The organism is Dokdonia sp. Hel_I_63, assembly GCF_007827285.1.
Taxonomy (GTDB): domain Bacteria; phylum Bacteroidota; class Bacteroidia; order Flavobacteriales; family Flavobacteriaceae; genus Dokdonia.
On the sequence record NZ_VISD01000001.1, the window covers coordinates 875,445 to 898,725 of the forward strand.

General features: G+C 37.6%; 20 protein-coding genes. 13 read left to right on the forward strand and 7 right to left on the reverse strand.

The features are described 5' to 3' along the window. The first annotated feature begins 36 nt into the window (after nt 1-36). Entirely contained in the window at nt 37-471 is a 435-nt protein-coding gene (locus JM84_RS03920) for a hypothetical protein (protein WP_013750364.1), read from the forward strand. 114 nt (nt 472-585) lie between these two features. On the opposite strand, the gene JM84_RS03925 is transcribed toward JM84_RS03920, so the two are convergent. After that, on the reverse strand, nt 586-1,662 hold the full coding sequence (locus tag JM84_RS03925; RefSeq protein WP_013750363.1) for an endonuclease: 1,077 nt from the start codon (nt 1,660-1,662) through the stop codon (nt 586-588). 101 nt (nt 1,663-1,763) lie between these two features. Between JM84_RS03925 and JM84_RS03930 the strand changes: the two genes are divergently transcribed. Together JM84_RS03930 and JM84_RS03935 are read left to right on the forward strand one after the other, a co-directional pair. Beyond that, nucleotides 1,764-4,559, forward strand: a complete 2,796-nt coding sequence (locus tag JM84_RS03930) for a TonB-dependent receptor (protein ID WP_144782853.1) — start codon at nt 1,764-1,766, stop codon at nt 4,557-4,559. Nucleotides 4,560-4,572: 13 nt separating this feature from the next. Further along, nucleotides 4,573-6,072 (forward strand): DUF5689 domain-containing protein, encoded by a 1,500-nt coding sequence (locus tag JM84_RS03935; protein ID WP_041295796.1) that lies wholly within the window; start codon nt 4,573-4,575, stop codon nt 6,070-6,072. An 8-nt stretch (nt 6,073-6,080) separates the two neighbouring features. Here the strand turns inward: JM84_RS03935 and JM84_RS03940 are convergent, their stop codons facing one another. Further along, nucleotides 6,081-7,064 carry an endonuclease gene (locus JM84_RS03940; RefSeq protein ID WP_144782855.1) on the reverse strand — a complete coding sequence of 328 codons (984 nt, stop codon included), beginning with the start codon at nt 7,062-7,064 and terminating at the stop codon, nt 6,081-6,083. 69 nt (nt 7,065-7,133) lie between these two features. On the opposite strand from JM84_RS03940, the gene hflX reads away from it, so the two are divergent. From hflX to JM84_RS03975, 7 genes are all read left to right on the forward strand, one after another. Beyond that, nucleotides 7,134-8,363: a GTPase HflX gene (hflX, locus tag JM84_RS03945; protein ID WP_144782857.1), complete on the forward strand. Its 1,230-nt coding sequence runs from the start codon at nt 7,134-7,136 to the stop codon at nt 8,361-8,363. Nucleotides 8,364-8,532: 169 nt separating this feature from the next. Further along, on the forward strand, nt 8,533-9,141 hold the full coding sequence (udk, locus tag JM84_RS03950) for a uridine kinase (protein ID WP_013750357.1): 609 nt from the start codon (nt 8,533-8,535) through the stop codon (nt 9,139-9,141). 21 nt (nt 9,142-9,162) lie between these two features. After that, nucleotides 9,163-9,495, forward strand: a complete 333-nt coding sequence (locus JM84_RS03955; protein ID WP_013750356.1) for an FtsB family cell division protein — start codon at nt 9,163-9,165, stop codon at nt 9,493-9,495. Next, complete coding sequence (locus JM84_RS03960) at nt 9,485-10,843, forward strand: methylmalonyl-CoA mutase subunit beta (RefSeq protein ID WP_013750355.1); 1,359 nt, start codon at nt 9,485-9,487, stop codon at nt 10,841-10,843. Before JM84_RS03955 ends, JM84_RS03960 begins: the two co-directional genes overlap by 11 nt. A 4-nt stretch (nt 10,844-10,847) precedes the next feature. Further along, nucleotides 10,848-11,432, forward strand: coding sequence for a hypothetical protein (locus tag JM84_RS03965; protein ID WP_013750354.1), 585 nt, complete (start codon nt 10,848-10,850; stop codon nt 11,430-11,432). Continuing rightward, on the forward strand, nt 11,425-13,551 hold the full coding sequence (gene scpA / locus JM84_RS03970; protein ID WP_144782859.1) for a methylmalonyl-CoA mutase: 2,127 nt from the start codon (nt 11,425-11,427) through the stop codon (nt 13,549-13,551). Before JM84_RS03965 ends, scpA begins: the two co-directional genes overlap by 8 nt. Then, nucleotides 13,551-13,841, forward strand: coding sequence for a YciI-like protein (locus tag JM84_RS03975; protein ID WP_144782861.1), 291 nt, complete (start codon nt 13,551-13,553; stop codon nt 13,839-13,841). The genes scpA and JM84_RS03975 overlap by 1 nt, the downstream gene beginning before the upstream one ends. Nucleotides 13,842-13,848: 7 nt before the next feature. Here JM84_RS03975 and JM84_RS03980 read toward each other — a convergent pair whose 3' ends face one another. Together JM84_RS03980 and JM84_RS03985 are read right to left on the reverse strand one after the other, a co-directional pair. Further along, entirely contained in the window at nt 13,849-14,700 is an 852-nt protein-coding gene (locus JM84_RS03980) for a hypothetical protein (protein ID WP_144782863.1), read from the reverse strand. 61 nt (nt 14,701-14,761) lie between these two features. Then, on the reverse strand, nt 14,762-15,316 hold the full coding sequence (locus JM84_RS03985) for an alpha-ketoglutarate decarboxylase (RefSeq protein ID WP_095522103.1): 555 nt from the start codon (nt 15,314-15,316) through the stop codon (nt 14,762-14,764). 97 nt (nt 15,317-15,413) lie between these two features. Here JM84_RS03985 and JM84_RS03990 point away from each other — a divergent pair, with 97 nt between their 5' ends. Both JM84_RS03990 and odhB read left to right on the forward strand, forming a co-directional pair. Continuing rightward, a complete protein-coding gene (locus JM84_RS03990; RefSeq protein WP_144782865.1) occupies nt 15,414-18,161 on the forward strand; it encodes a 2-oxoglutarate dehydrogenase E1 component in 2,748 nt (915 codons plus the stop codon). Between the two features lie 110 nt (nt 18,162-18,271). Next, nucleotides 18,272-19,522 carry a 2-oxoglutarate dehydrogenase complex dihydrolipoyllysine-residue succinyltransferase gene (gene odhB, locus JM84_RS03995; protein ID WP_041295617.1) on the forward strand — a complete coding sequence of 417 codons (1,251 nt, stop codon included), beginning with the start codon at nt 18,272-18,274 and terminating at the stop codon, nt 19,520-19,522. Nucleotides 19,523-19,813: 291 nt separating this feature from the next. Here odhB and JM84_RS04000 read toward each other — a convergent pair whose 3' ends face one another. From JM84_RS04000 to JM84_RS15365, 3 genes are read right to left on the reverse strand one after another with little or no spacing between them, the layout of a single operon-like run. Beyond that, a complete protein-coding gene (locus JM84_RS04000) occupies nt 19,814-20,479 on the reverse strand; it encodes a response regulator transcription factor (RefSeq protein ID WP_013750347.1) in 666 nt (221 codons plus the stop codon). A 9-nt stretch (nt 20,480-20,488) separates the two neighbouring features. Further along, nucleotides 20,489-22,399: an ATP-binding protein gene (locus JM84_RS04005; RefSeq protein ID WP_013750346.1), complete on the reverse strand. Its 1,911-nt coding sequence runs from the start codon at nt 22,397-22,399 to the stop codon at nt 20,489-20,491. A 49-nt stretch (nt 22,400-22,448) separates the two neighbouring features. Next, entirely contained in the window at nt 22,449-22,601 is a 153-nt protein-coding gene (locus tag JM84_RS15365) for a hypothetical protein (RefSeq protein ID WP_013750345.1), read from the reverse strand. A gap of 270 nt (nt 22,602-22,871) precedes the next feature. Here JM84_RS15365 and JM84_RS04010 point away from each other — a divergent pair, with 270 nt between their 5' ends. Then, nucleotides 22,872-23,279 carry a hypothetical protein gene (locus JM84_RS04010; RefSeq protein WP_013750344.1) on the forward strand — a complete coding sequence of 136 codons (408 nt, stop codon included), beginning with the start codon at nt 22,872-22,874 and terminating at the stop codon, nt 23,277-23,279. The last annotated feature ends 2 nt before the right edge of the window (nt 23,280-23,281 follow it).

A 23,281-nucleotide genomic window follows, 5' to 3' on the forward strand; every position in this document is an offset into this window, starting at 1 on the left:
TATCTTTGAGCTTTAAACTTATTAAACCATTTATTTATGTACTCAGTTGTTCAATTTGTCCATTCGTACTGGGCGTACCTTGTAGTTATCGTTCTTGTGGTTGCCACATTTAATGCACTCACAAAATTCTTTGGAAAAAAAGAGTATGGCGGGAAGGATATGAGCTTAGCTTTATTTACTCTTATAACGATGCACATACAACTGCTTATAGGTGTTGTGCTATGGTTTGTTTCACCTAACGGATTGCAAGCTATAAAAGCAAATGGTATGGGAGGACTCTCTAGCCAAGCAAGACAACTTGCGGTAGAGCATCCATTTTTAATGATTATTGCAGTGGTGCTTGTAACAATTGGTTATTCTAAGCATAAAAAACAACGCCTATCTACACCTAAATTTAAGAAGATAGCTATCTTTTATACACTTGCACTTATCGCAGTGCTAGCAATTATACCATGGAATCAATGGTTTTAAAAGCCATGATTAAATATTTATAAAGGTTATTAGTACGCTTTCGCGAAAGGGTACTAGGAGGCACAAAGCCCAAAATCAAAATTGATTTTGGGCTTTCTCATGTAGGGTGTACTGTTAGTCGGCAAATTCTTTCTTGATTACATAAATATAAACTGGAAAGTGGTCGCTATAGCCGCCTGTATATCCACCATTTGCAAAGCTTCTGTAAGGATATCCTTTATAGCGACCCTTGGGGTTGCTCAAGTAGCTTTTGTTGTAAATACCGGCTTTATAATATCTGAAAGAGGTGTAGTCATCATCTAGTAGCGGCGCACTTATAATTATCTGGTCAAAGAGGTTCCACCCATCACGATACGCTAGCGTGCCTATCCCTTTTTTGAACATAGATTCCATAGGGTTATAGAGTTCCTTATCTCTTACTTTTTTAATCTTGCGCTGTGTTTGTAATACCTTTTTTACACTAGCATTTGTTGGGTCATCATTAAGGTCTCCCATGATAATAATCTTTGCATAAGGATCATTGTTTTGTAAGCTATCTGTAATTTTCTTAGTAAGTGAAGCTGCGTCCATACGCTTTTTCCTGCTTTTTGCTTCTCCACCAGATCTAGAAGGCCAGTGGTTTACAATGATGTGAATCATATCGCCATCGAGTAGGCCAGATACCAGAAGCTGATCTCTTGTATACTTACGTTTTGACGGATTATCAATCTCGTAAATGAGTAACTCATGTTTACTAGTAAATAATGGCTTAAATAGCCTCTTTTGATACAACAGTGCTACGTCTATACCTCTTCTATCTGGTGAGTCGTAATGCACGATACCGTAATCTCTCGGCAGTAATTGTGGGTCATTAGCTAGCGCTTCTACGGTTTTTCTGTTTTCAATTTCTGCGAGGCCTATAATTGCGGGGCTATTTTTTGTAACGTCTTTTCCTATATCGGCAATTACTCGGGCAATGTTGCTCACCTTGTCTTGATATATCTTTTCGGTCCAATGATCCTTACCTTCAGGAGTGCGATCATCATCATAAGTGATAGGGTCATTGATGGTGTCAAACAGATTTTCTACGTTATAAAATGCGATAGTGTAGGCTCTATAATTATTGGTTTGTTGCGCTTTCGCGAAAGCGTAAAGACAAAACAATATCACAAGTAATAATAATCTCTTGGTTTTTAATTTTATTGAAAGCATTTGTGTTTTATGTAAGATTTTTCGTAATATGCAATTCAAATGTAATGAATTTCAGTGCGTTACGAATTTATAATTTTTCCTAGGAAATATTTAAAACTGAAATGTTACGTCAATTAGAGGCTATGAATAACAATTTATTGCGGTATGTTTTCTTATTGTTTAGTGGCGTTTTATGGTCTCAAACACAACTCAAAGGAACGATAATAGACGCCATTACTTCACAGCCGATTCCCGATGTGAGTATAATAATTCAAGGAGAAAATAGCAATGTAAAAACTGATGCTCTTGGTGTATTTGTGTACAATAATATCGAGTTGTATGGAGATCAAATTCTCATTGTTGAAAAAAATGGTTTTGTTACAAAGAGACTGCCCGTCATTATAAAAGCTAAAGGAATTTTAAAACTTCCTATAATAACCCTTGACATTGATATTACTGAAGAGCAGCGGCAGATAGGGTTAATCTCGTTATCAGATAATGATTTTAATAGCGATGATACACAAGAGACTTTTAATACCTCAGGCTTATTAACTGCTGGACGAGACGCTTTTTTGAGCGCTGCAGCATTTGATTGGAGCGCTACCTTTTTCCGACCAAGAGGGTTGGATAATGCAAATGGTAAGCTACTTATAAACGGGATAGAAATGAATAAACAGTTTAACGGTAGGCCTCAATGGGGAAGTTGGGGCGGCCTTAATGACGCGCAACGCAACCGTGAGTTTACCCAAGGCTTAAAAGCGAATGAATATAGCTTTGGAGGACTGGCTGGAGTAACAAATATCATCATGCGAGCATCACAGGAGCGAAAAGGAGGTAGGATTTCATATGCCGCAGCTAGTGCTTCTTATCAAGGGCGGTTAATGGGAAGTTACAACTCTGGGTTATCTCAGAAAGGATGGGCTTACAGTCTGCTGTTGTCTCGTCGTTTTGGCAAAGAAGGTTTTCAAGATGGCACTTTATATGATGCAAACTCCATATACCTATCTGTAGAGAAGAAAATTAATGACAACCACAGTCTTAATTTTTCTTCTTTTTACACGCCTAATCGGCGTGGTCGAGCTTCTTCACTTACACAAGAACAAGTTGATCTTAAAGGACGCACTTATAATCCATATTGGGGTTTGCAAAATGGAGAGCAGCGAAATGGTAGAATGCGCAAGATTGAAGAGCCAGTATTTATGATTAATCATTACTGGGATATAAGTAATAAGACAAGTATTAATACAAACTTAGGGTATCAAGTAGGCACCATAAAAAGTGGTAGAATAGATAACGGAAGCCTTAGAAATCCAGCACCAAATTATTATCAGCTCTTGCCCAGTTTTGCACTTCAAGATCCAAGCCCTACTGCGGGAGATTTTCAAACAGCATATGTATTGCAACAAGACTTCATAAATGATGGTCAGCTAGACTGGGAATCCATATATCAGGCTAATGTAGGAGGAGGTAACTCAAAAATAATTCTTCAAGATGACGTTGTGGGAGATAAGCAAATGTCTGCAATTATGATTTTGAACTCTCAGCTTACGGATGCAATTACCATAAATGGAAATCTTTCTTATAGAGATTTGAAGAGTGAAAACTATGCACAGGTAAGTGATTTACTAGGAGGTGAGGGATTTCTTGACATAGATAATTTCTCCGTAAGCGAGAGTCAGGATGGTCAAGAAGGCGATCTCGCACAGAGTGATGTGCGCAACCCTAACAGAATTGTTCAAGTAGGAGATCGGTATAAGTATAACTATAATATTAATTCAAGTACAATAAGCGGATTTGCTCAAGCACAGTTTACTTTTAAGGATACAGATTTCTTTATTTCTGGTACGGCAAGTAATACAAGTTATCAGCGAGAGGGATTATTTGAGAACGGAAATTTTGTGGGGGTGAATTCCTTTGGACTAAGTGAGAAACTTTCATTTACAGATGGAGGATTGAAAGCAGGTGCGACTTATAAATTTACAGGTAGACATATAGTAACAGTAAACGGAGCTTACTATACCACTGCTCCTTCTATTAGAAATAGTTTTAGCAATGCTAGACAAAATAATGATGTAGTAAATAACCTAACATCAGAGCAAATACAAAGTGTTGATGTTAGCTATATTTATAGATCCCCTATTGTAAAAGCACGTGTTACTGGGTTTTATACAGGCTTTCAAAATGGAACTGATTTAGGATTCTTTTTTACTCAAAATTCAATAGCGCAAACGGAGGCATCTTTTGTACAAGAAGTACTTACCAATGTTGAGCGGCAAAACATAGGTATTGAGATAGGCATAGAGGCGCAGGTACTACCTACACTTAAGTTGAAGGCAGCTGCATCTGTAGGTCAATTTACCTATACAAATAACCCAGATATTTACTATACCTCTGATGATTTTGATGGGCCTCAAACCTTTGGAGGTGGCAAAGTTGTACTCAATAAATTGCATGTTGCTGGAGGGCCAGAAAGAGCCTATCAATTAGGTCTTGAGTATAGAGATCCAGATTTTTGGAATTTTGGCATTACGGTAAATCGCTTTTCTAATGCTTACATAGACATTAGTAATCTAGCACGTACAGCAAATTTTAACCAAGACATAGACGGTCAACCATTCAACGACTTTGATGCGGAGGTGGCTAAGGGTTTGCTTAGGCAATCACAAATAGATAGCTATAATCTCGTAAATATTATAGGAGGGAAGTCTTGGAGGATAGGAAGTTACTTTGTCGGCTTTTTTACAACAGTAAACAACGTACTCAATGAAAATTATATTACGGGAGGCTTTGAGGATTCTCGTAGGGTAAATTATAGGTCAAAACTTGAAGAATCTGAGCGAGCGACTCCCATTTTTGGAGATCGTTTATTCTTTGGAAGAGGAACCACGTACTACGTAAATGCTTACGTTAGATTCTAACTTTAAAATTAAGATGATGAAATTATTCCAGAAACTGTTAGTTGTTGTATTACTCTTCTTAATTGTAAGTTGCGTAAATGATGATGAGTTTTCAACACCAGTACTTGAAATCACAGATCCAGATCTAGATGGAGAAATAATCACCATCGCACAACTAGTAAATCTCTATGAGCAAGCTGTTTTGATTGAAGCAGATAATCTTGGTATCAATGCTACTAGCGAGGCAGATATTACAGCCTTACGTAGCACATTTAGACTTGATCTTGCTGAAACCAATCGTTATGTAGAAGGTTTTGTGATAAGTAGTGATGCCTCTGGAAACTGGTTTGAGGAGCTCATCATACAAGATAAAGCAAATAATCCTACGGCAGGCGTCCGCGTACTCATTGACGAAAGTCCATTGTTTACGTATTACGAAGTGGGTCGCAAGGTGTTTGTAAAGCTAGGTAATGCAACGCTAAACAATCAAGCCATAGGAGGTTTGTGGATAGGAGATAGCAACGGAGTATTAACGCTGGGCATGACAGATAATCTAGATAAAATTCCAGCGCCAGCACAGTTTAGCTTTATGCAGAGATCAGCCATTATTGAAGAGATAATTCCGCTGGAGGTGACTATAGAAGACTTTAGTAATGAGTTAGAAAATATATTCGTCAAGCTCACAGATGTTCAGTTTATAAAGGAGGATGTCATTGATGGGAGTGTTACCTACGCGGGAGAACCTCTTGATGAGTTTGATGGAGAGCGAGAACTGGTGCATTGCGCCACTGGACAATCTACTATTGTAAGTACAAGTACCTTTGCAAATTTTAAATCCATATTGCTGCCCGATGGACGTGGGAGTATATCGGGAGTGCTCACGCGTAACTTTTTTGGAGACACCTACAATATTGCAATTAACAATCCAGAAGCCCTTATTTTTGATGAGACAGACCGTTGTGATCCCGTAGAAATAGATTGCGGCCCAGCTAGTGGAATGGGAGAGAACATACTATTTGAAGAATTTTTTGAAACTCAAACTAATAACAACCCTATAATGGGTAATGGCTGGACTAATTATCATGAAGAAGGAACCCAAGCATGGGAAGCTTATACGAGTACTGGTCAGAATGCCTCATTGGGTAGGTCTGCGAGAATTGCATCTGCTTTTTCTGGAGATGCAAGAACGGTGTCTTGGTTAATCACTCCGCCGTTAGATTTTACATCAAATACGGGAGAAACGTTGCGATTTAGAACATCAAATAGCTTTGCAGACGGCAGTAGGTTGACCATCCTTTTTTCTAACGACTGGGATGGTGATGTCACAACAATTGCTGCTTCTACTTGGGATGTCCTAGCAGCAGCAGATATTGTAGCAGATAATGATTTCTTTGGAAACTGGATTGACTCCGGTATTGTTGATCTCTCCTGTGTCACAGGTACTGGCTATGTTGCATTTAGATATAACGGATCTGGAAATGCAAGTTTTGACGGTACTTATGAACTTGACGAGATTCAAATTAAAGCAAATTAAAAATCTTTTTATTCAGGTCTTTTAGATAAAATACTATACACAGGAAAATGATCACTATAGCCGCCTAAATATCTTTTTCCTGCATAGGTGCGAAAGGGTGTTCCTTTAAACTTCCCTTCATATTCAGTGAGGAAAAAGTCATTGTAAATATCTGACTTCTCGTAAAGAAGTGTGTTTTCGTGTAGCTGTACAAAATTGTTTGAAAAGATTATCTGGTCAAAAATGAACCACTCAAATCTGTAATTTAAGCTTCCTTCATATCTTGTTCCTAAGTAAAGCATCGGATTGTAAAACTCCGTTTTAACAAGGTTGTTTTTTACGCTTTCACTGTGTGGCCCGTCATTAAAATCGCCCATGATGATAATCTTCACTTTATGGTCTTCATTCATGAGTTTATCAATAACTTCCCTATTGCGCTGTGCTGCTGTAATGCGCTTTTGTGAGGTTTCATTCTCACCAGATCTTCGGGAAGGCCAGTGATTTACTAGTATGTGAACAGGATTTCCTAAAAGTTCTCCTTGAACATAAAGAATGTCACGCGTATAGTCTCTGTCACCTTCTTCGGCTTCTAGGTAGAGTGTGATGGGCTCACTCTGTGTTACTTTAAAATCTGCTTTTTTGTATAATAAAGCTACGTCAATACCACGCTCATCTGGAGAGTCATAATGAACAATATCATAGCCTTCATCTTTGAGGTTGTCTGTCGCAATAAGAGACTCTAGTACGGCTCTATTTTCCACTTCGGCAACGCCAAGGAGAGAAGGTGAGGTCTTAGTGTCATCCTTTCCTATGTTTGAGATGACTGTTGATAGTTTGGCTATTTTCTTATTAAACTTATAGCTATTCCACTCCTTAAAACCGTTCGGTGTGAAGTCGTCGTCTAGCGTTTCTGGGTTGTTTGTCGTGTCAAAAAGATTTTCTAGGTTGTAAAAGCCTACTGCACATTGTATTTTTTCTTGTTGCGCTTTCGCGAAAGCGGAATCATCCTCCATAATGAATAGTGTCTATGAGTGTTACAATTTAGTCAAAAAGACTGCAATCCATTTGCTACCTTTGTTAATATGATCGAAACAGAAAAAATAGATTATGAAAAGTGTGTGCTGGTGGGGCTAGTTACCCAAAAGCAATCACACGATAAAATGACGGAATACCTTGACGAACTTGAGTTTCTAGCATACACAGCTGGAGGAGAAGTTTTAAAGCGTTTCTCTCAAAAATTAGAAAAACCTAATCCCAAAACTTTTATAGGGACAGGCAAGATGGAAGACGTTGCTGCATATGTAGAGCAGCACGATGTGGGTACTGTGATCTTTGATGACGAACTTACTCCTGGACAACAACGTAACATAGAAGCAATCTTAAAATGTAAGATTGTAGATCGCACCTATTTGATACTTGACATTTTTGCTCAGAGAGCTCAAACGAGTTATGCACGCACGCAAGTGGAGCTTGCTCAGTATGAGTATTTGTTGCCTAGACTTACGGGTTTATGGACACACCTTGAGCGCCAGCGTGGAGGTATAGGTATGCGCGGTCCTGGAGAGACAGAGATTGAAACAGATAGACGTATTGTGCGTGACCGTATTACCTTGCTTAAAAAGAAGATGCTTACTATAGATAAGCAAATGGCTACGCAGCGTGGTAATCGTGGTGCACTTGTGAGAGTAGCTCTCGTAGGTTATACGAATGTGGGTAAGAGTACCCTCATGAATGTAATAAGTAAGAGTAAAGTATTTGCCGAAAATAAACTTTTTGCAACCTTAGATACTACCGTACGTAAAGTGGTGGTAGGGAATCTTCCTTTTTTACTTTCAGACACGGTAGGATTTATACGTAAGTTGCCTACACAGCTAGTAGATTCTTTTAAAAGTACGCTTGATGAAGTGCGTGAGGCAGATTTACTACTGCATGTGGTAGATATTTCTCACCCGCAATTTGAGGATCACATTAATGCTGTAAACCAGATTCTTGATGAGATTGAGAGTATGGACAAGCCTACGCTTATGGTTTTTAATAAGATTGATGCTTATACGGCAGAGGCTTATGATGATGAGGATCTTATGGTAGAGCGCACTGGTGCGCATTACACACTTGACGAGTGGAAAGAAACATGGATGTCTCGTACTAATGGTGATGCTATCTTTATATCTGCACTTAACAAAAATAATTTTGAGGAGTTCAGAAAGAAAATCTACGAACGAGTAAGAGAGATTCACGTAACAAGATTTCCTTACAATGCATTTTTGTATCCAGAATATGAAGAGCAAGTAGGGAATAGCGAGGAAGAATAAGATTATTTATTCTTAATAGCGTAAAAGAAAAAATCGAAGGCTTTAAGAAAGCCTTCGATTTTTTTTGTTCAAAAACGATGGTTGAGCTTTTACCATTATTCTTGATTTTTTGAAACCACTCATAAAAGACTAATCCGTAAATAGTACCTTTACCTCAAAATAATATTATATGCTTATTATAGGAATAGGCGGTGGTACCGGAAGTGGTAAGACTACCGTTGTAGATCAGATTGTGTCAGATCTTCCAGAAGGACAAGTAACAGTAATTTCTCAAGACTCATATTATAAAGATCTCTCTGCATTATCGATGGAAGATCGTAAGAAGGTGAACTTTGATCACCCTAATGCAATAGATTTTCCTTTGCTGTGTCAACACCTTGTTGAGCTCAAAGAAGGAAGAAATATTTTACAACCTATGTATTCATTTGTTGCGCATAATCGCATTGATGAGACTGTGCTTACAAGTCCTACGAATGTGCTTGTGGTAGAAGGAATTCTTATTTTGACAGACCCTAATATTCGTAATCTTTTTGATATTAAAGTATTTGTGCATGCAGATAGTGATGAGCGTTTAATACGTCGTCTCAAAAGAGATATAGCAGAGCGTGGTCGTGATCTAGATGAGGTGTTAAATAGATATCAAACTACATTGAAACCTATGCACCAGCAGTTTATAGAGCCTACAAAGGAATTTGCAGATATCATTATACCTAATAATAGGTACAATACAGTGGCTGTAGATATCGTTCGTAGTATCATAAACGAACGATTACATTAAGGTTTTGTTATATTTACAACAATGAACATCAAGGAGCTAAAACAGAAAAAATGGTTTAGAATAATGAGTAATAAATATTTGCTCATTTTCTTCATTTTTATAGTCTGGATGCTATTTTTTGATGGAAGTTCATATCTGTTGCACAGAGAGCTTAATCAAGAATATGACAAGCTAGAAGGTAATAGAGCTTATTTTAAAAAAGAAATAGCAAAGGATAATGCACAAATCTTACAACTTAAAGATAGCGCAGGTTTAGAAAGGTTTGCTCGTGAAGAATACCTTATGAAGAGGGACAATGAGGAGATTTATATAATTGAATATCAAGATAGTTTATCTACAGAGAATGAAGACTAATTTATTTTCAGAGTTTGACGCAGTTTCGGCAAAAGCCTTCAAGCAAAAAATACAGTTTGACCTGAAGGGTGCAGACTACAATGAGACGCTTGTTTGGCAAAGTCTAGAAGGAATACATGTAAAACCTTTTTATCACAGTGATGAAATAAAAGAATCAGTAGCTGTTGAAGCTCCCGAACAATGGTTTATTGGGGAGAAAATATTTATTGTAGATGCGGTTAAGTCTGCGCAATCGGCAAATAAAGCTATAGAGAGCGGTGCAGAGGCTATTTACTTTCAGGCAGATACGCTGTTTGATCTTGAGCAGTTATTTAAAGGTTTAAAGCACAAAGATATCCCTCTTTACTTTGAGCTCAGTTTTCTTGATGAAGATTTTTATAAAAGTTTTCACGCTTTCGCGAAAGCGTATCATATCACCACAAAGCTTGATATAATCAATCATCTTGCACTTGATGGTAACTGGTATCACAACTTGCAAAATGATCACGATATAGTAAGTAGTTTATTACAGGGAGAAGAAAACAAACTTACTGTAGACACAACCTCATATCAAAATGCTGGTGCCACCATGGTACAGCAACTGGCTTACGGTATGGCACATCTTACCGAATATTTAAACCATTGTGAAAAAGAGAAGCTTAGTATAAATATTGTCACTTTTGAAGTCGCGGTAGGAACTAACTACTTTTTTGAAATTGCAAAGCTAAGGGCGCTCAGAAAGCTTGCCGCTGTAGTATTATCTGCATTTAATTATACGGATGCAGCTATTAACATTATAGCGCACCCATCAAGACGCAATAAAACGATTTATGATTATAATATAAACATGCTGCGCACCACAACGGAATGTATGAGTGCTGTGCTAGGTGGCGCAAACTGGGTGGTAAATATGCCGTATGATGCATTGTATCACAAGACCAATAACTTTGGACAGCGCATATCTCGTAACCAGCTCATTGTTCTCAAAGAAGAAAGCTATTTTGATGTAGTTCAAAACCCTGCAGATGGTTCTTATTATGTAGAAGAGCTTACCTCGCAATTGGCTGAAAAAGCACTTACGCTTTATAAAGATATAGAAGCGCAAGGAGGATTTTTGAGACAACTTAAAGAAGGAACCATACAACGAAAGATAAAAGAAAGTGCTGCAAAGGAGCAGGCTAAGTTTGACGAAGGAGAGCTCATTCTTCTAGGAACAAATAAGCACCCTAATCCAAAAGACGTTATGAAAGGTGAGTTAGAAATTTATCCTTTTGTAAAAATTAACCCTCGTAAAACATTGCTTGAGCCTATAATTCCAAAACGCCTAGCCGAATCATTAGAACAAGAACGCATTAAAGCAGAAAAGTAATCATATGAAAAAAATATATAGCCTTGGCGTTGCGATAGCTATTGTATTAGGAGTGTTGTCATGTGAAGACCAGTCTTCTCTCGAATATAAACACGCAGATAAGGAACAGATAATTAATTGTGAAAATCAAAATAATGCACTGCTAAACGAAGCATTGTATCAATTCGAACAAGACATTATTAGTGCTTATGATCCAGAATCACGATTGAGGAATAAAGCGTACGCAAATTTTGTTTACGTGGGTTTTTCAGGAGATGCAGAATATGAGCGACTAGCTACACCACACACTTTGGCAATAAGAAAAGAGCTTGTGAAAGCAGGGATTATAAAAGATGGAGGTCTAAAGAGTAATTTAATGTATAGTAATATTCCTTGTGTCCTTAAGAATATAGAAGACCCGCAGCTTGCTCTTATGATAGAAGCGCTTGTTGAATCCAACACAATGGATCCAAAATTATTTAACTCTCGAATGAGAAATTTTGCATATAAATCTCAAACAGATAGATATACAGCATTATATGTTGCTTTAGATACCTATTATCAACAGCTTACTATGACTGAGCTTCCTATAAAAGAAAGTAATGAGTAGAAGAAATATTCAACATATCACACTTTCTTCTCAAGAAGAAAATTTATCTTCAATTGCAGAAGTTAAGCTTACTACAACCGCAGAGAAGATTGATGTAAAGTCTCGCTATACAAAGGACGATGTAAAAGGATTAGAGCATCTTGATTTTATCGCAGGTGTCGCCCCTAATTTACGAGGTCCTTACAGTACTATGTACGTAAGACGTCCTTGGACGATACGTCAGTATGCAGGTTTCTCAACAGCCGAAGACAGTAATGCATTTTATAGAAGAAATCTTGCGGCAGGTCAAAAAGGGCTTTCGGTTGCATTTGATCTTGCTACACACCGCGGTTATGATAGTGATCATGAGCGTGTGGTGGGAGATGTAGGCAAAGCAGGTGTTGCCATAGATTCTGTAGAGGACATGAAAATCCTCTTTGATCAGATTCCATTAGACAAGATGTCTGTGTCCATGACTATGAACGGTGCCGTGTTACCTATTATGGCGTTTTACATTGTAGCAGCACAAGAGCAAGGAGTGGATCCAGCATTACTTTCTGGAACCATACAAAATGACATTTTGAAGGAGTTTATGGTACGCAACACGTACATATATCCACCTACTCCTTCTATGAGAATTATCTCAGATATATTTGAATATACGGCTGCAAAAATGCCTAAATTTAATAGTATATCTATCTCAGGATATCACATGCAAGAAGCCGGCGCTACTTGTGATATAGAACTTGCTTACACACTCGCAGATGGTCTAGAATACATAAAAACCGGACTCGCTGCAGGAATGGATATTGATAGCTTTGCTCCAAGATTATCTTTTTTCTGGGCAATAGGGATGAACCACTTTATGGAAATTGCCAAAATGCGTGCAGCACGTATGCTTTGGGCAAAAATTGTAAAGCAATTTAATCCTAAAAATCCTAAATCTCTTGCTCTTAGAACACACTGCCAGACAAGTGGGTGGAGCCTTACGGAGCAAGATCCTTTTAATAATGTGGCTCGTACTACCATTGAAGCAGCTGCGGCTGCCTTTGGAGGCACACAGAGTTTACATACAAATGCACTGGATGAGGCTATTGCCTTACCTACAGATTTTTCTGCGCGTATTGCAAGAAACACACAGATATTCTTACAGCAAGAAACGCATATTACAAAAACAGTAGATCCTTGGGCTGGTAGTTATTATGTAGAGTCACTTACAGATGATATTGCTCACCGAGCTTGGGAACTTATTGAAGAAGTTGAGGAGCTAGGCGGAATGACTAAAGCGATTGAAGCTGGGATTCCTAAACTGCGTATTGAAGAGGCCGCTGCTAGAAAGCAAGCACGCATAGATAGTGCGCAAGATATTATTGTAGGAGTAAATAAATACCGACCTACAGAAGATGAGCACCTAGATATTCTTGATGTAGATAATACAAAAGTAAGAGAAGGGCAGCTTAAGCGTTTAGCAGATATTAGAGCAGCTCGTAATACCGAAAATGTAAAAAAAGCCCTCGCTGCACTTACAGAAGCGGCTCGTACGGGTAATGGTAATTTACTTGCACTGGCGGTTACAGCTGCACAGGAGCGAGCAACTTTAGGAGAGATTTCAGATGCGCTGGAAGATGTATATGGAAGGCACAAAGCACAAATCCAATCCTTTAGTGGTGTATATAGTAAAGAGATGAAACAAGATCCCGCTTTCGCGAAAGCGCAACAACTCGCAAACCAGTTTGCCGAACAAGATGGACGCCGTCCAAGAATTATGGTTGCCAAAATGGGTCAAGATGGTCACGACCGTGGTGCCAAAGTAGTAGCAACAGGATATGCAGATATAGGATTTGATGTAGATATTGGTCCGTTATTTCAAACGCCTAAGGAAGCAGCAAAACAAGCAGTGGAAAATGATGTGCATATTTTAGGAGTGTCATCACTTGCGGCTGGTCATAAAACATTAGTGCCTCAAGTAATCGAAGAATTGAAGGCGTTAGGAAGACCAGATATTATGGTAATTGTAGGTGGGGTTATTCCACAGCAAGATTATCAATTTCTATTTGATGCTGGTGCTGCAGCTGTTTTTGGTCCTGGAACAAAAATTAGCGAGGCTGCAATAGGCCTTCTAGAAATCATGATGAACTAATGAAACATTACCTTCTTATATATCAATACGTAGAAGATTACCTCGAGAAGCGCACGCCGTATCGCCCAGACCATTTTACACTAGCAAAAGAAGCAGTTGCTGCTGGCTATTTATTACTAGGTGGTGCCACGGAAAACCCAGCAGACCAAGGAATCTTAATTTTTAAAGTGTCTGATAAAAGCCTCATAGAAGAATTTATCTTTAAAGATCCTTATGTACAAAACGGCATCGTTTCTTCATGGGAAATTAAAGAATGGAATGTGGTCGTGGGAAGTATGTTAGAGGTATAATCTTTCGTTAATCGTCTCCCCAAGAGCTTCCACCACTATAAGTCTGGAAAAAATATTCTGGACGTGTTTTAATGAAATCTGTATCCTCAAACTTAAATAACGAAGGATTTACCTCACCGCGCTGGATGCTTTTTACCTTGTTTTCTTTGATGCTTAATTCATTAAAAACTTGATTTATCTTGTTTTTCCAGCCCTTTTCTGAAAGATTTGTTTTGTCGTCAATACCATTATCTCCAATGTTCTTTGAGACCTTAAAAAGTAATGGGAAGTGCACATTTTCTGGCATGTTAGGAAAAACAAGCGCTATCATTTCTCGTCTTACTTTAATCTCGTCGGTGTCAAAATTCTCTTGACGGATACTAAGATTGCTATATAGTTTATAGTCAAGTTGGAGAGATTTAATCTTTAGTGCATTTTCTTTGTTTGCGTTGGTGGTGTAATCATCAAGGAAGCTATAGGTGTAATCGTAAGAAGTTACAATAGGTGCGTATGGAAAGGTGTCTATGGCTAGCGCATTTTTATACCCTTCAATGGTATATATTGTCCATTTTGCTCCTCCATACGTGTTATATAAAATAACTTCGTCCTTTTCATAATTTACGATGATACCTGCTTTATCACCTAGCAGACCTTCACCGCCTTGATGAGTTTGCTCTCTTCGTATACTATTAACATCTATGTGAAAGGTAACTTCGGTTTTTGTGTTGTTTTCAATATTTTCAAGAACAATTTTGCCTACGAAAGGCTCATTTGCGTCACTTAGTTCTATAATTGGAGTTTTAGTTTCTGATGAGAAACCACAAGAATTGAGAACACAGAGTGCTGAGAGTAGTAAGAAAGAGCAAAGTTTTCGTATCATAATAAAGCTTGCATGTAATGTCTAGCAAACTTAGCAAAAACGACTTGTTATAAATGTTTCTTTAAAAATACACCCTCACAAAAGGTTGCCATGCATCTGCATAAACAGAATCGTCATTATCAAAAAGCACATTGTAACGCACTCCGATAGCGCCTAGGCTATTTCCTCCTACGTTAAGACGGTATCCCGCACCAAGAAAAAGGGCAGTATTCCAAGAGTTAGGAATATCTGGTTGTCCAGAAACCGATTGAAAAACGCGAAGCTGCTCAAACTCTCCAGAAAGTTGTAAGAAATCAAGGGGATTTGAAATTACAATGGCACTTGCTCCCACAAGTGTTGTTTTAAAATCTCCAAATTTTTGATACGTGTAATTAAGCCCTGGTCCAAAAGCTACATATTGATTGGGTTGGTAAAGTGCACTAGGTGCCACTGTAATATTAGTATTGTTTCTTCCAAAATTTAATCCTAATCCACCACCAAAACGCACCTTACTCCAGAAATCACTTTTTTGGGTCGTAGTGGTTTGTTGGGCAACAAGGATATTGTTTCCTAAAAACAGGCAACTCAATATTAATATAGCGCAGGAAATTCTCTCTCTCATTGTTAATCGTATCATAATTAAGTGTTATAAATATAAGGATTATATGGGCGAAAATGTTAATTATTGTATTTTTGCATTTCTATTGTCTCATGACGCAGAACAAAAATATCAAATGGATAGATTTTCATTTCTGAATGCCGCACATACCGCTCACTTTGCTGAGCTTTACGATCAATATTTATTAAATCCAGATAATGTAGAAGCTAGCTGGCGCGCTTTTTTCCAAGGTTTTGACTTTGGAATGGAGAATGCTGAGCCAGTTTCTGATGATTCAGGAACAACTCCAGCTGCTATTCCAGAAGCAATACAGAAGGAGTTTCAAATTGTAAAATTGATTGACGCTTATCGTAACAGAGGTCACCTCTTTACGAAGACAAATCCTGTGCGTGAACGTCGTAAGTATGCACCTACTCTTGAAATAGAAAACTTTGGATTGTCACAATCTGATATGAGTTTGCATTTTGAAGCTGGCTCTATTCTAGGTTTAGGTAAATCTAGCTTACGCGAAATCGTTAATCACCTTGAAGCTATCTATTGTGATCATATTGGGATAGAATATATGTACATACGTAATCCAGAAGAGATTGCGTGGATACAAAACTGGCTCAATAAAAATGATAACCACCCAGAATTCTCTGTCGAAGAGAAAAAACATATTCTTAAGAAACTAAACCAAACAGCTTCTTTTGAAGGATTCTTGCACTCTAAATACGTAGGTCAAAAACGTTTTTCGGTAGAAGGACTTGACGCTATGATTCCTGGATTAGACACCCTTATTGAGCGTGGTTCAGATAAAGGAATTGAGCAATTTGTGGTGGGAATGGCTCACCGTGGACGTCTTAATGTACTTGCAAATATCTTCGGAAAATCGCCAGAGGCCATTTTTTCAGAATTTGATGGTAAGGAATATGCAGAAGATGAACTCTTTGATGGTGATGTAAAGTATCACATGGGTTGGACGAGCTTTCGCGAAAGCAGTAAAGGAGAAAAAATCCGTATGGATCTAGCGCCTAATCCGTCTCACCTCGAGACTGTAGGAGCAGTAATAGAAGGAATGTCTCGTGCTAAGATTGATAATCAATTAGGTGGAGACGAAAAGAAAATATTACCTATAGCAATACACGGTGATGCCGCAGTAGCTGGGCAAGGGATTGTATATGAGATTGTGCAAATGGCACAGTTAGAAGGTTACCGTACTGGAGGAACTATCCATATTGTAGCAAATAACCAAGTAGGTTTTACAACAAACTATCTTGACGCAAGATCATCTACTTATAGTACAGATGTAGGTAAAGTTACACTGTCACCAGTACTACACGTAAATGGAGATGATGTAGAGTCTGTATGTCATGCATTTGCATTTGCATTGGATTTTAGAATGAAATTTGGTCGTGATGTGTTTGTAGATATTTTAGGATATCGTAAGTATGGACACAATGAAGGTGATGAGCCACGTTTTACTCAGCCATTGTTATATAAAGCAATTGCTAAACATGCAAGCCCAAGAGATATCTATGCTGAGCGCCTTATCAAAGAAGGTGTTATACAAGATGGTCATGTAAAGCAACTAGAAAAAGAATATAAAGACGATCTAGAAGAAGATCTAGAGGAGTCTCGTAAAAAAGATAAAACAGTCATTACTGAGATTCTTGCAGATGACTGGGAAGGGTATGAGTTAGGTAGTAGAGAAGATATTCTTGCTCCTATCGATACTACTTATGATCAGAAAAAGCTTGATACCATTGCAGATGGTATTACAAAGCTCCCTGAGGATAAAAAATTTATACGTAAGATACAGCGTATTGTAGCAGACCGTAATAAACAATATAGAGAGACTAATAAGTTAGACTGGGGTATGGGCGAGTTACTTGCTTATGGCTCATTAATGGAAGAAGGTTTTAATGTGCGTATATCTGGTCAAGATGTAGAGCGTGGGACGTTCTCTCACCGTCATGCTATTATTAAGACAGAAGATGATGTTGAGGAGATTAATCTTCACAATCGCTTAGGTGTTGAAGGTAGAATGGATATTTACAACTCACTACTTTCTGAGTATGGTGTTGTAGGTTTTGATTATGGTTATGCAATGGCATCTCCAAAAACGCTTACAATCTGGGAAGCTCAGTTTGGAGATTTTTCAAATGGTGCTCAGATTATGTTAGATCAATACATAAGCGCTGCAGAGTCTAAGTGGAAGACACAGAATGGTCTTGTAATGTTATTGCCTCATGGATATGAAGGACAAGGTTCTGAGCATTCAAGTGCTCGTATGGAACGTTATCTTCAGCTATGTGCTACAGATAACTTAATCATGGCAGATGTAACGACGCCAGCAAACTTTTTTCACCTGCTACGTCGCCAGATGAAGTGGAATTTTAGAAAGCCACTCGTTGTCTTTACACCTAAATCATTATTGAGACATCCTCTAGTAGTAAGTAGTAAAGAAGAACTTGCGACTGGAAGCTTCCAGGAAGTTTTTGATGATGTAACTGTAGATAAGAAGAAGGTTACATCTCTCGTATTTTGTACAGGTAAGTTCTATTACGATTTATTAGAGCGACGTACAGAAAATGAGCGTGAAGATGTCGCGTTAGTGCGTATCGAGCAACTATTCCCATTACCACAAAAACAACTAGAAGAGATTATTGCTAGCTACCCGAATGTAACAGATTACGTATGGGCACAAGAAGAGCCTAAGAATATGGGAGCTTGGGGTTACATGCTTATGAATTTTGAGCAAGTAAAACTTAGAGTAGCCTCACGCCGCGTGTATGCTTCACCAGCTGCAGGTAGTAGTACAAGATCAAAAGCACGTCATAAAAAAGTAATAGATAGCGTTTTTGACGCAACATTAAAATAAAAGTTCTTTTTAAGGAACAAGTAGTAAAAGCCTACAGAGATAATTGAAATGATTTTTGTAGAAAATAATGAATTAAACTCCGCTTTCGCGAAAGCGTAATTATAACAACTATGGTTTTAGAAATGAAAGTCCCTTCACCGGGAGAATCCATCACAGAAGTTGAAATCGCACAATGGCTCGTTGCAGACGGCGATTATGTAGAAAAAGATCAGGCTATTGCCGAAGTAGACAGTGACAAAGCAACTTTAGAACTACCTGCAGAAGCAAGTGGAGTAATTACCCTTAAAGCCGAAGAAGGTGATGCTGTTGAGGTTGGTGCCGTTGTGTGTCTTATTGATACATCTGCAGAGGCTCCAGCAACTACTACTTATGAAGGTGGTGACGAAGGTGGTGGTGATGCAAATGTAGAAGAGAACCTTAAGAAGGAACAAGCAAAAACTGCAGACACTGGAGCAAAAGCTCCTGCAGAAACTCAAAAAACGTATGCATCTGGATCTGCTAGCCCTGCCGCAAAGAAAGTGCTTGCAGAAAAAGATATCGATCCTAAAACTGTTACAGGTACAGGTCGTGATGGACGTATCACTAAGGACGATGCTGTAAATGCAAGACCATCTATGGGAACTCCTGGACCTGGAGCTCGTGGAGAATCTCGTACTAAGCTATCAATGTTACGTCGTAAAGTAGCAGAGCGTCTAGTAGAGGCAAAGAATACCACTGCAATGCTTACTACCTTTAATGAGGTAAATATGCAGGCTATTTTTGATCTTCGTAAGGAATACAAAGAAGACTTCAAAGCGAAGCATGGTGTAGGACTTGGATTTATGTCTTTCTTTACACTAGCTGTAGTAAGAGCATTAGAAATGTATCCTTCTGTTAATAGTATGATAGATGGTAAGGAGATGATTACTTTTGATTATAAAGACATCTCTATCGCTGTATCTGGACCAAAAGGTTTAATGGTGCCTGTTATGCGTAATGTGGAGAACCTCTCTTTTAGAGGTGTAGAAAGCGAAGTGAAGAGACTTGCAATAAGAGCTCGTGATGGACAGATTACAGTAGATGAAATGACAGGAGGAACGTTTACTATCTCAAACGGAGGTGTATTTGGTTCTATGTTATCTACTCCTATAATCAATCCACCACAATCTGGAATATTAGGAATGCACAACATTGTAGAGCGTCCTGTTGTAATAGACGGTGGTATCGTTGTAGCGCCTATTATGTATGTAGCATTATCTTACGATCACCGTATAATCGATGGTAAAGAATCTGTAGGATTCTTAGTAGCAGTAAAAGAGGCGTTAGAAGATCCTATCAATATATTAATGAATGGAGATATCAAGAAGGCATTAGAAATGTAATCTGATATCATCTAAATTTTCAAAAAAGTCTGCTTTCGAGCAGACTTTTTTGTTTGCAAAAAAAACACCTGTCGGTACATCGACAAGGTGTTTTTTGGTTGGGGGACCGTAAAATAATCACACTAGCATAATCAAATTATGCCACGCAGTTTCTTCCAAAAAAATCAATTACATGTACTTAATAAAATTATTCTCTTGGAAGAGAAACTGTAGGGTGTTATAAAGATAGTAGTGGATGGAGATAAAATTTTACGCATTTCCTTTATTTGGGCTAAATTTTTTCAAAAAAAATCACAAAAGATGTAAATCTGCAAGTATTCTTATGAGATGAATGGTGGTTTTTGCCCCAAATTCATTGCGCAGTTCCCTTAATCTTTTTTCTATGGAACTTCTGCTATTGGGCTTCATGTTCTTAGATTTAAAATGAAATTGTATCTCATCTTGTGTTGCCCCTTTTGCTAGAAGATTGAGGAGTTCCATGTCATAGTTATCGAGTTCGACAAGATTTTTTTGTTTTACTGTGTCTGCTAGTGATTGAGTAATGTAAGTTTCATTTTTAAAAACTAGTTCCATGGCCTCCCTTAGGTTTTCTAGTCCATGACGATCTTTGCATACGTAAGCGTCTATAAGTCTAGTATTCCAAAGGTTTACGAATCTTTGAGGGTGATCTTCCATGGTGTATACAATGACTTTAATAGAGGGGTACTCTGCTTTTAGGGCTTTTAAAAGATCTGCTCCTGAAGTTAATCGCTCTTTGCGATGAGATTCCTTAAATGATAGGTCTGTAATGAGTAAATCGTAGGGTTCATTTGCTGCTAGACTATTTTTAAAATATAAGAACGCATCATCGCAATATTGGGCATGCGTGATGGTAGGAATTTTAAATTGATTTACTATAGATGATACGCCTAGCTGTATGCTATCTATATCTTCGGCTATTAATATTTTTTTAAACATAAATATTAGTTATGTAGTAACAGTAAGTGCTGCTCTAAATCCTTCATTCAACTTAGATTCAAAAGTGATTTGACCGTTTATAGCATCTATTCGAGATTCAATATTATTAAGTCCAGCATTTCGCTTATCTGGTGATAATGTTGTTCCAACTCCATTGTCACTGTAATTGATAGTAAGAATATTGTCTTCGTGTTTAAAAACTAATGCTATAAAGGAGGCTTTGCTATGCTTCCTCATATTAGTCATAAGCTCTTGTAAAACACGATAAATTTCCACTTTTTTTGTAGGAGCTATTAAGTCCCATTGCACAGATTCTAGGCCTTTCAAAATTAATTTTCTATGCGCTGTGATATATGTTTGCAAACTCATAGATAGTGCCTTGGGGAATGTGCTATCTGTTTGTATGGGTTGCGTCTCTCTAGATAAATCCCTACTCATCTTATAAATATGATCTAATTTTTCGGATACTTGAGGTGTGGTGGTGTCACTTTCCAGTTGTGACATGACTAAATAAATTTCATTGGCCAACTCATCGTGGAGTTTTTTGGCCAAACGTTTCTCAGTATTGTATTGATCTTGTAGGCGTTGTTTCTTTGAGCGCTCTTTTTGATATAATATCCAGAAAAAGGCTAGTAGACCAAGTCCAAGAAGTGCTGTTAAGGCCCAGTTACGTTTTCTCACAGCCGTTTCCTCTCTTTGTTTACTAGCAGATTGTGACTGTATCGCAATAGATTCTCTCTCCTCTGCTTTTTCTACATCATAACGAAGCTTAGCAAATTCAAACTTGGCTTTGTTTTGAGCATTCTTTAGGGAGTCTGATAAAACTACATATTCTTCAAATAAAGAGGAAGATTTCCTTGTGACGGGAATTAAAAGATCGAGCGCTTTAATAACAGCTTGTGGGTTGTTTAATTTTAATGCAAGGTCATATGCTTCTTGTGCATGGAACCGTGACTTTTCATTATTACCTCTGCTTTTGTGAATTTCTGAGAGATGCATATTACTTGCATATTCTCCATCTATGTCATTTATTTTTCCTCTTGATAATAACACTTGTTCAAGAAGGCTAATAGCTGTTGGATCGTCGAGTTTCCCTTTCGCGAAAGCAAAGTTATCTAAAAGTCTTAGTCTCGTATTCTTGCTTATTACTTCTCCATATCCAAGAGCAATCTCAAGTTGTATAATCGCTTCTTCAAAATTACCTGCAAGTATTAAAGTCAATCCATAATTATTCAACAATGAAGCTTTCGATACGGGGCTATCTTCAAACTGTAGTGCTTTTTTATGATAGTTTACAGCCTCTTCCCAAAGTGCACGCTGACGATATACTCTGCCTAAAATATCATAGAGCCATGCTAATTCTGATATGTTTTTTACAGCATCGCCATATTTTAAAGCATTAACTATTGTATACTCTGCTCCGTCGTAATCTCCTTGATCTGCTTGAATAAAGCTTGCTCTTTTGGAAACCTTGATAACACTTAAGCTATCTCCTACCTCTGCAAAGAGATCAATGGCCTTTACATAAGATGTAAAAGCTGGTATAGGTTCTTGCTTTACATTGAGATACCAGCCTAGTTTATTGTATGCTATAGCTTGATAATATGCATTGTTTAATGTTTTGGACTTATCTAGTAGTAATCTAGTTTGTGTAATGGCACTATCGTAATCTTTTCCATTACTATAGATTCTAGTTTTATAGGCAAGTTGAGATAGTAATGTTGAGTCTGTTGCGTTTTGTGCTAGGTATATCGCGCTATCTATAGCTTTAATCCTTTCACCTATCGATAACTTCTTGTCTTCACTTATTTTTCTGTACTTAATTATGCTATCTAATTGCGATACGTTTGATGCAAAACTAAGGCTTGAAGTTGAGCAAAATAAAACAATTAAAAAGAGGAATGATACATCACGTTTCATTCCTCTAAAATACAAAATTAGTAAAATAGCGTACCGTTTAATTTACCTCTTATTCACCGCTATCATCTGGATCTTCCTCATTTCCTCCTACATCGGTTGCTCGCTCAATATGATCGCTCCTATCACTTATTTCATCTGGAGTACATGATGAAAAATTTATAGTAAAAAAAGCTAGTAGTAAAAAGTAAAGTGTAGTTTTCATAGTGTTGTAAATTTTAGAATTAGAAATAATTTTTAGTGAAGTCAATATTGATTTGGGCGGTTTGGTGAAATTTAATGTTAGAGTCAATTATTTATTTTCAAGAAAAGCGTAGTCTTTTACGTATTTCCTTTATATAATTTTATCGACTTGACGTACCTTAATGGCTGTAAACTAATTGTTTATACAAATAAACAATTAGGAGATTAATGTGTGTGGAAATTTCATGGAAAAGAAATTCCATAAAAGATGTTTACCAAAAAATAAGGCGTTATGATGTACAGAGAAATTGTGTTATCTGCCTTTGCAAAAGCAAATGCAGAAACACCAGCAGCTACAAAAACCCAATGGGCAAATTATTTAGTAGATGTATTGTGGGAAGATTACAAAATTCAAGTGTCAAGACGAACACTTTTAAATTACTACAATCATTATAAAGAAAATGATGAGGGAGAGCTAACCCCAAAATCAAGAATAATCGAGTCGCTGTGCAAATTCATGCGTTACCCTAACTATGCTGCATTTTTAATTCACCATAGTTCATTAAATAGAAAACATAGCTCTGCTGTGCACACTGCTACTTATGTAGTATATGGAGATTGCCACAGAGATGTAGTTACCATTAAAATAAGAAGAGAGGCTGTATCTCAGTCATCTAAAGAAATTTTACAAAGTGCTTAGCA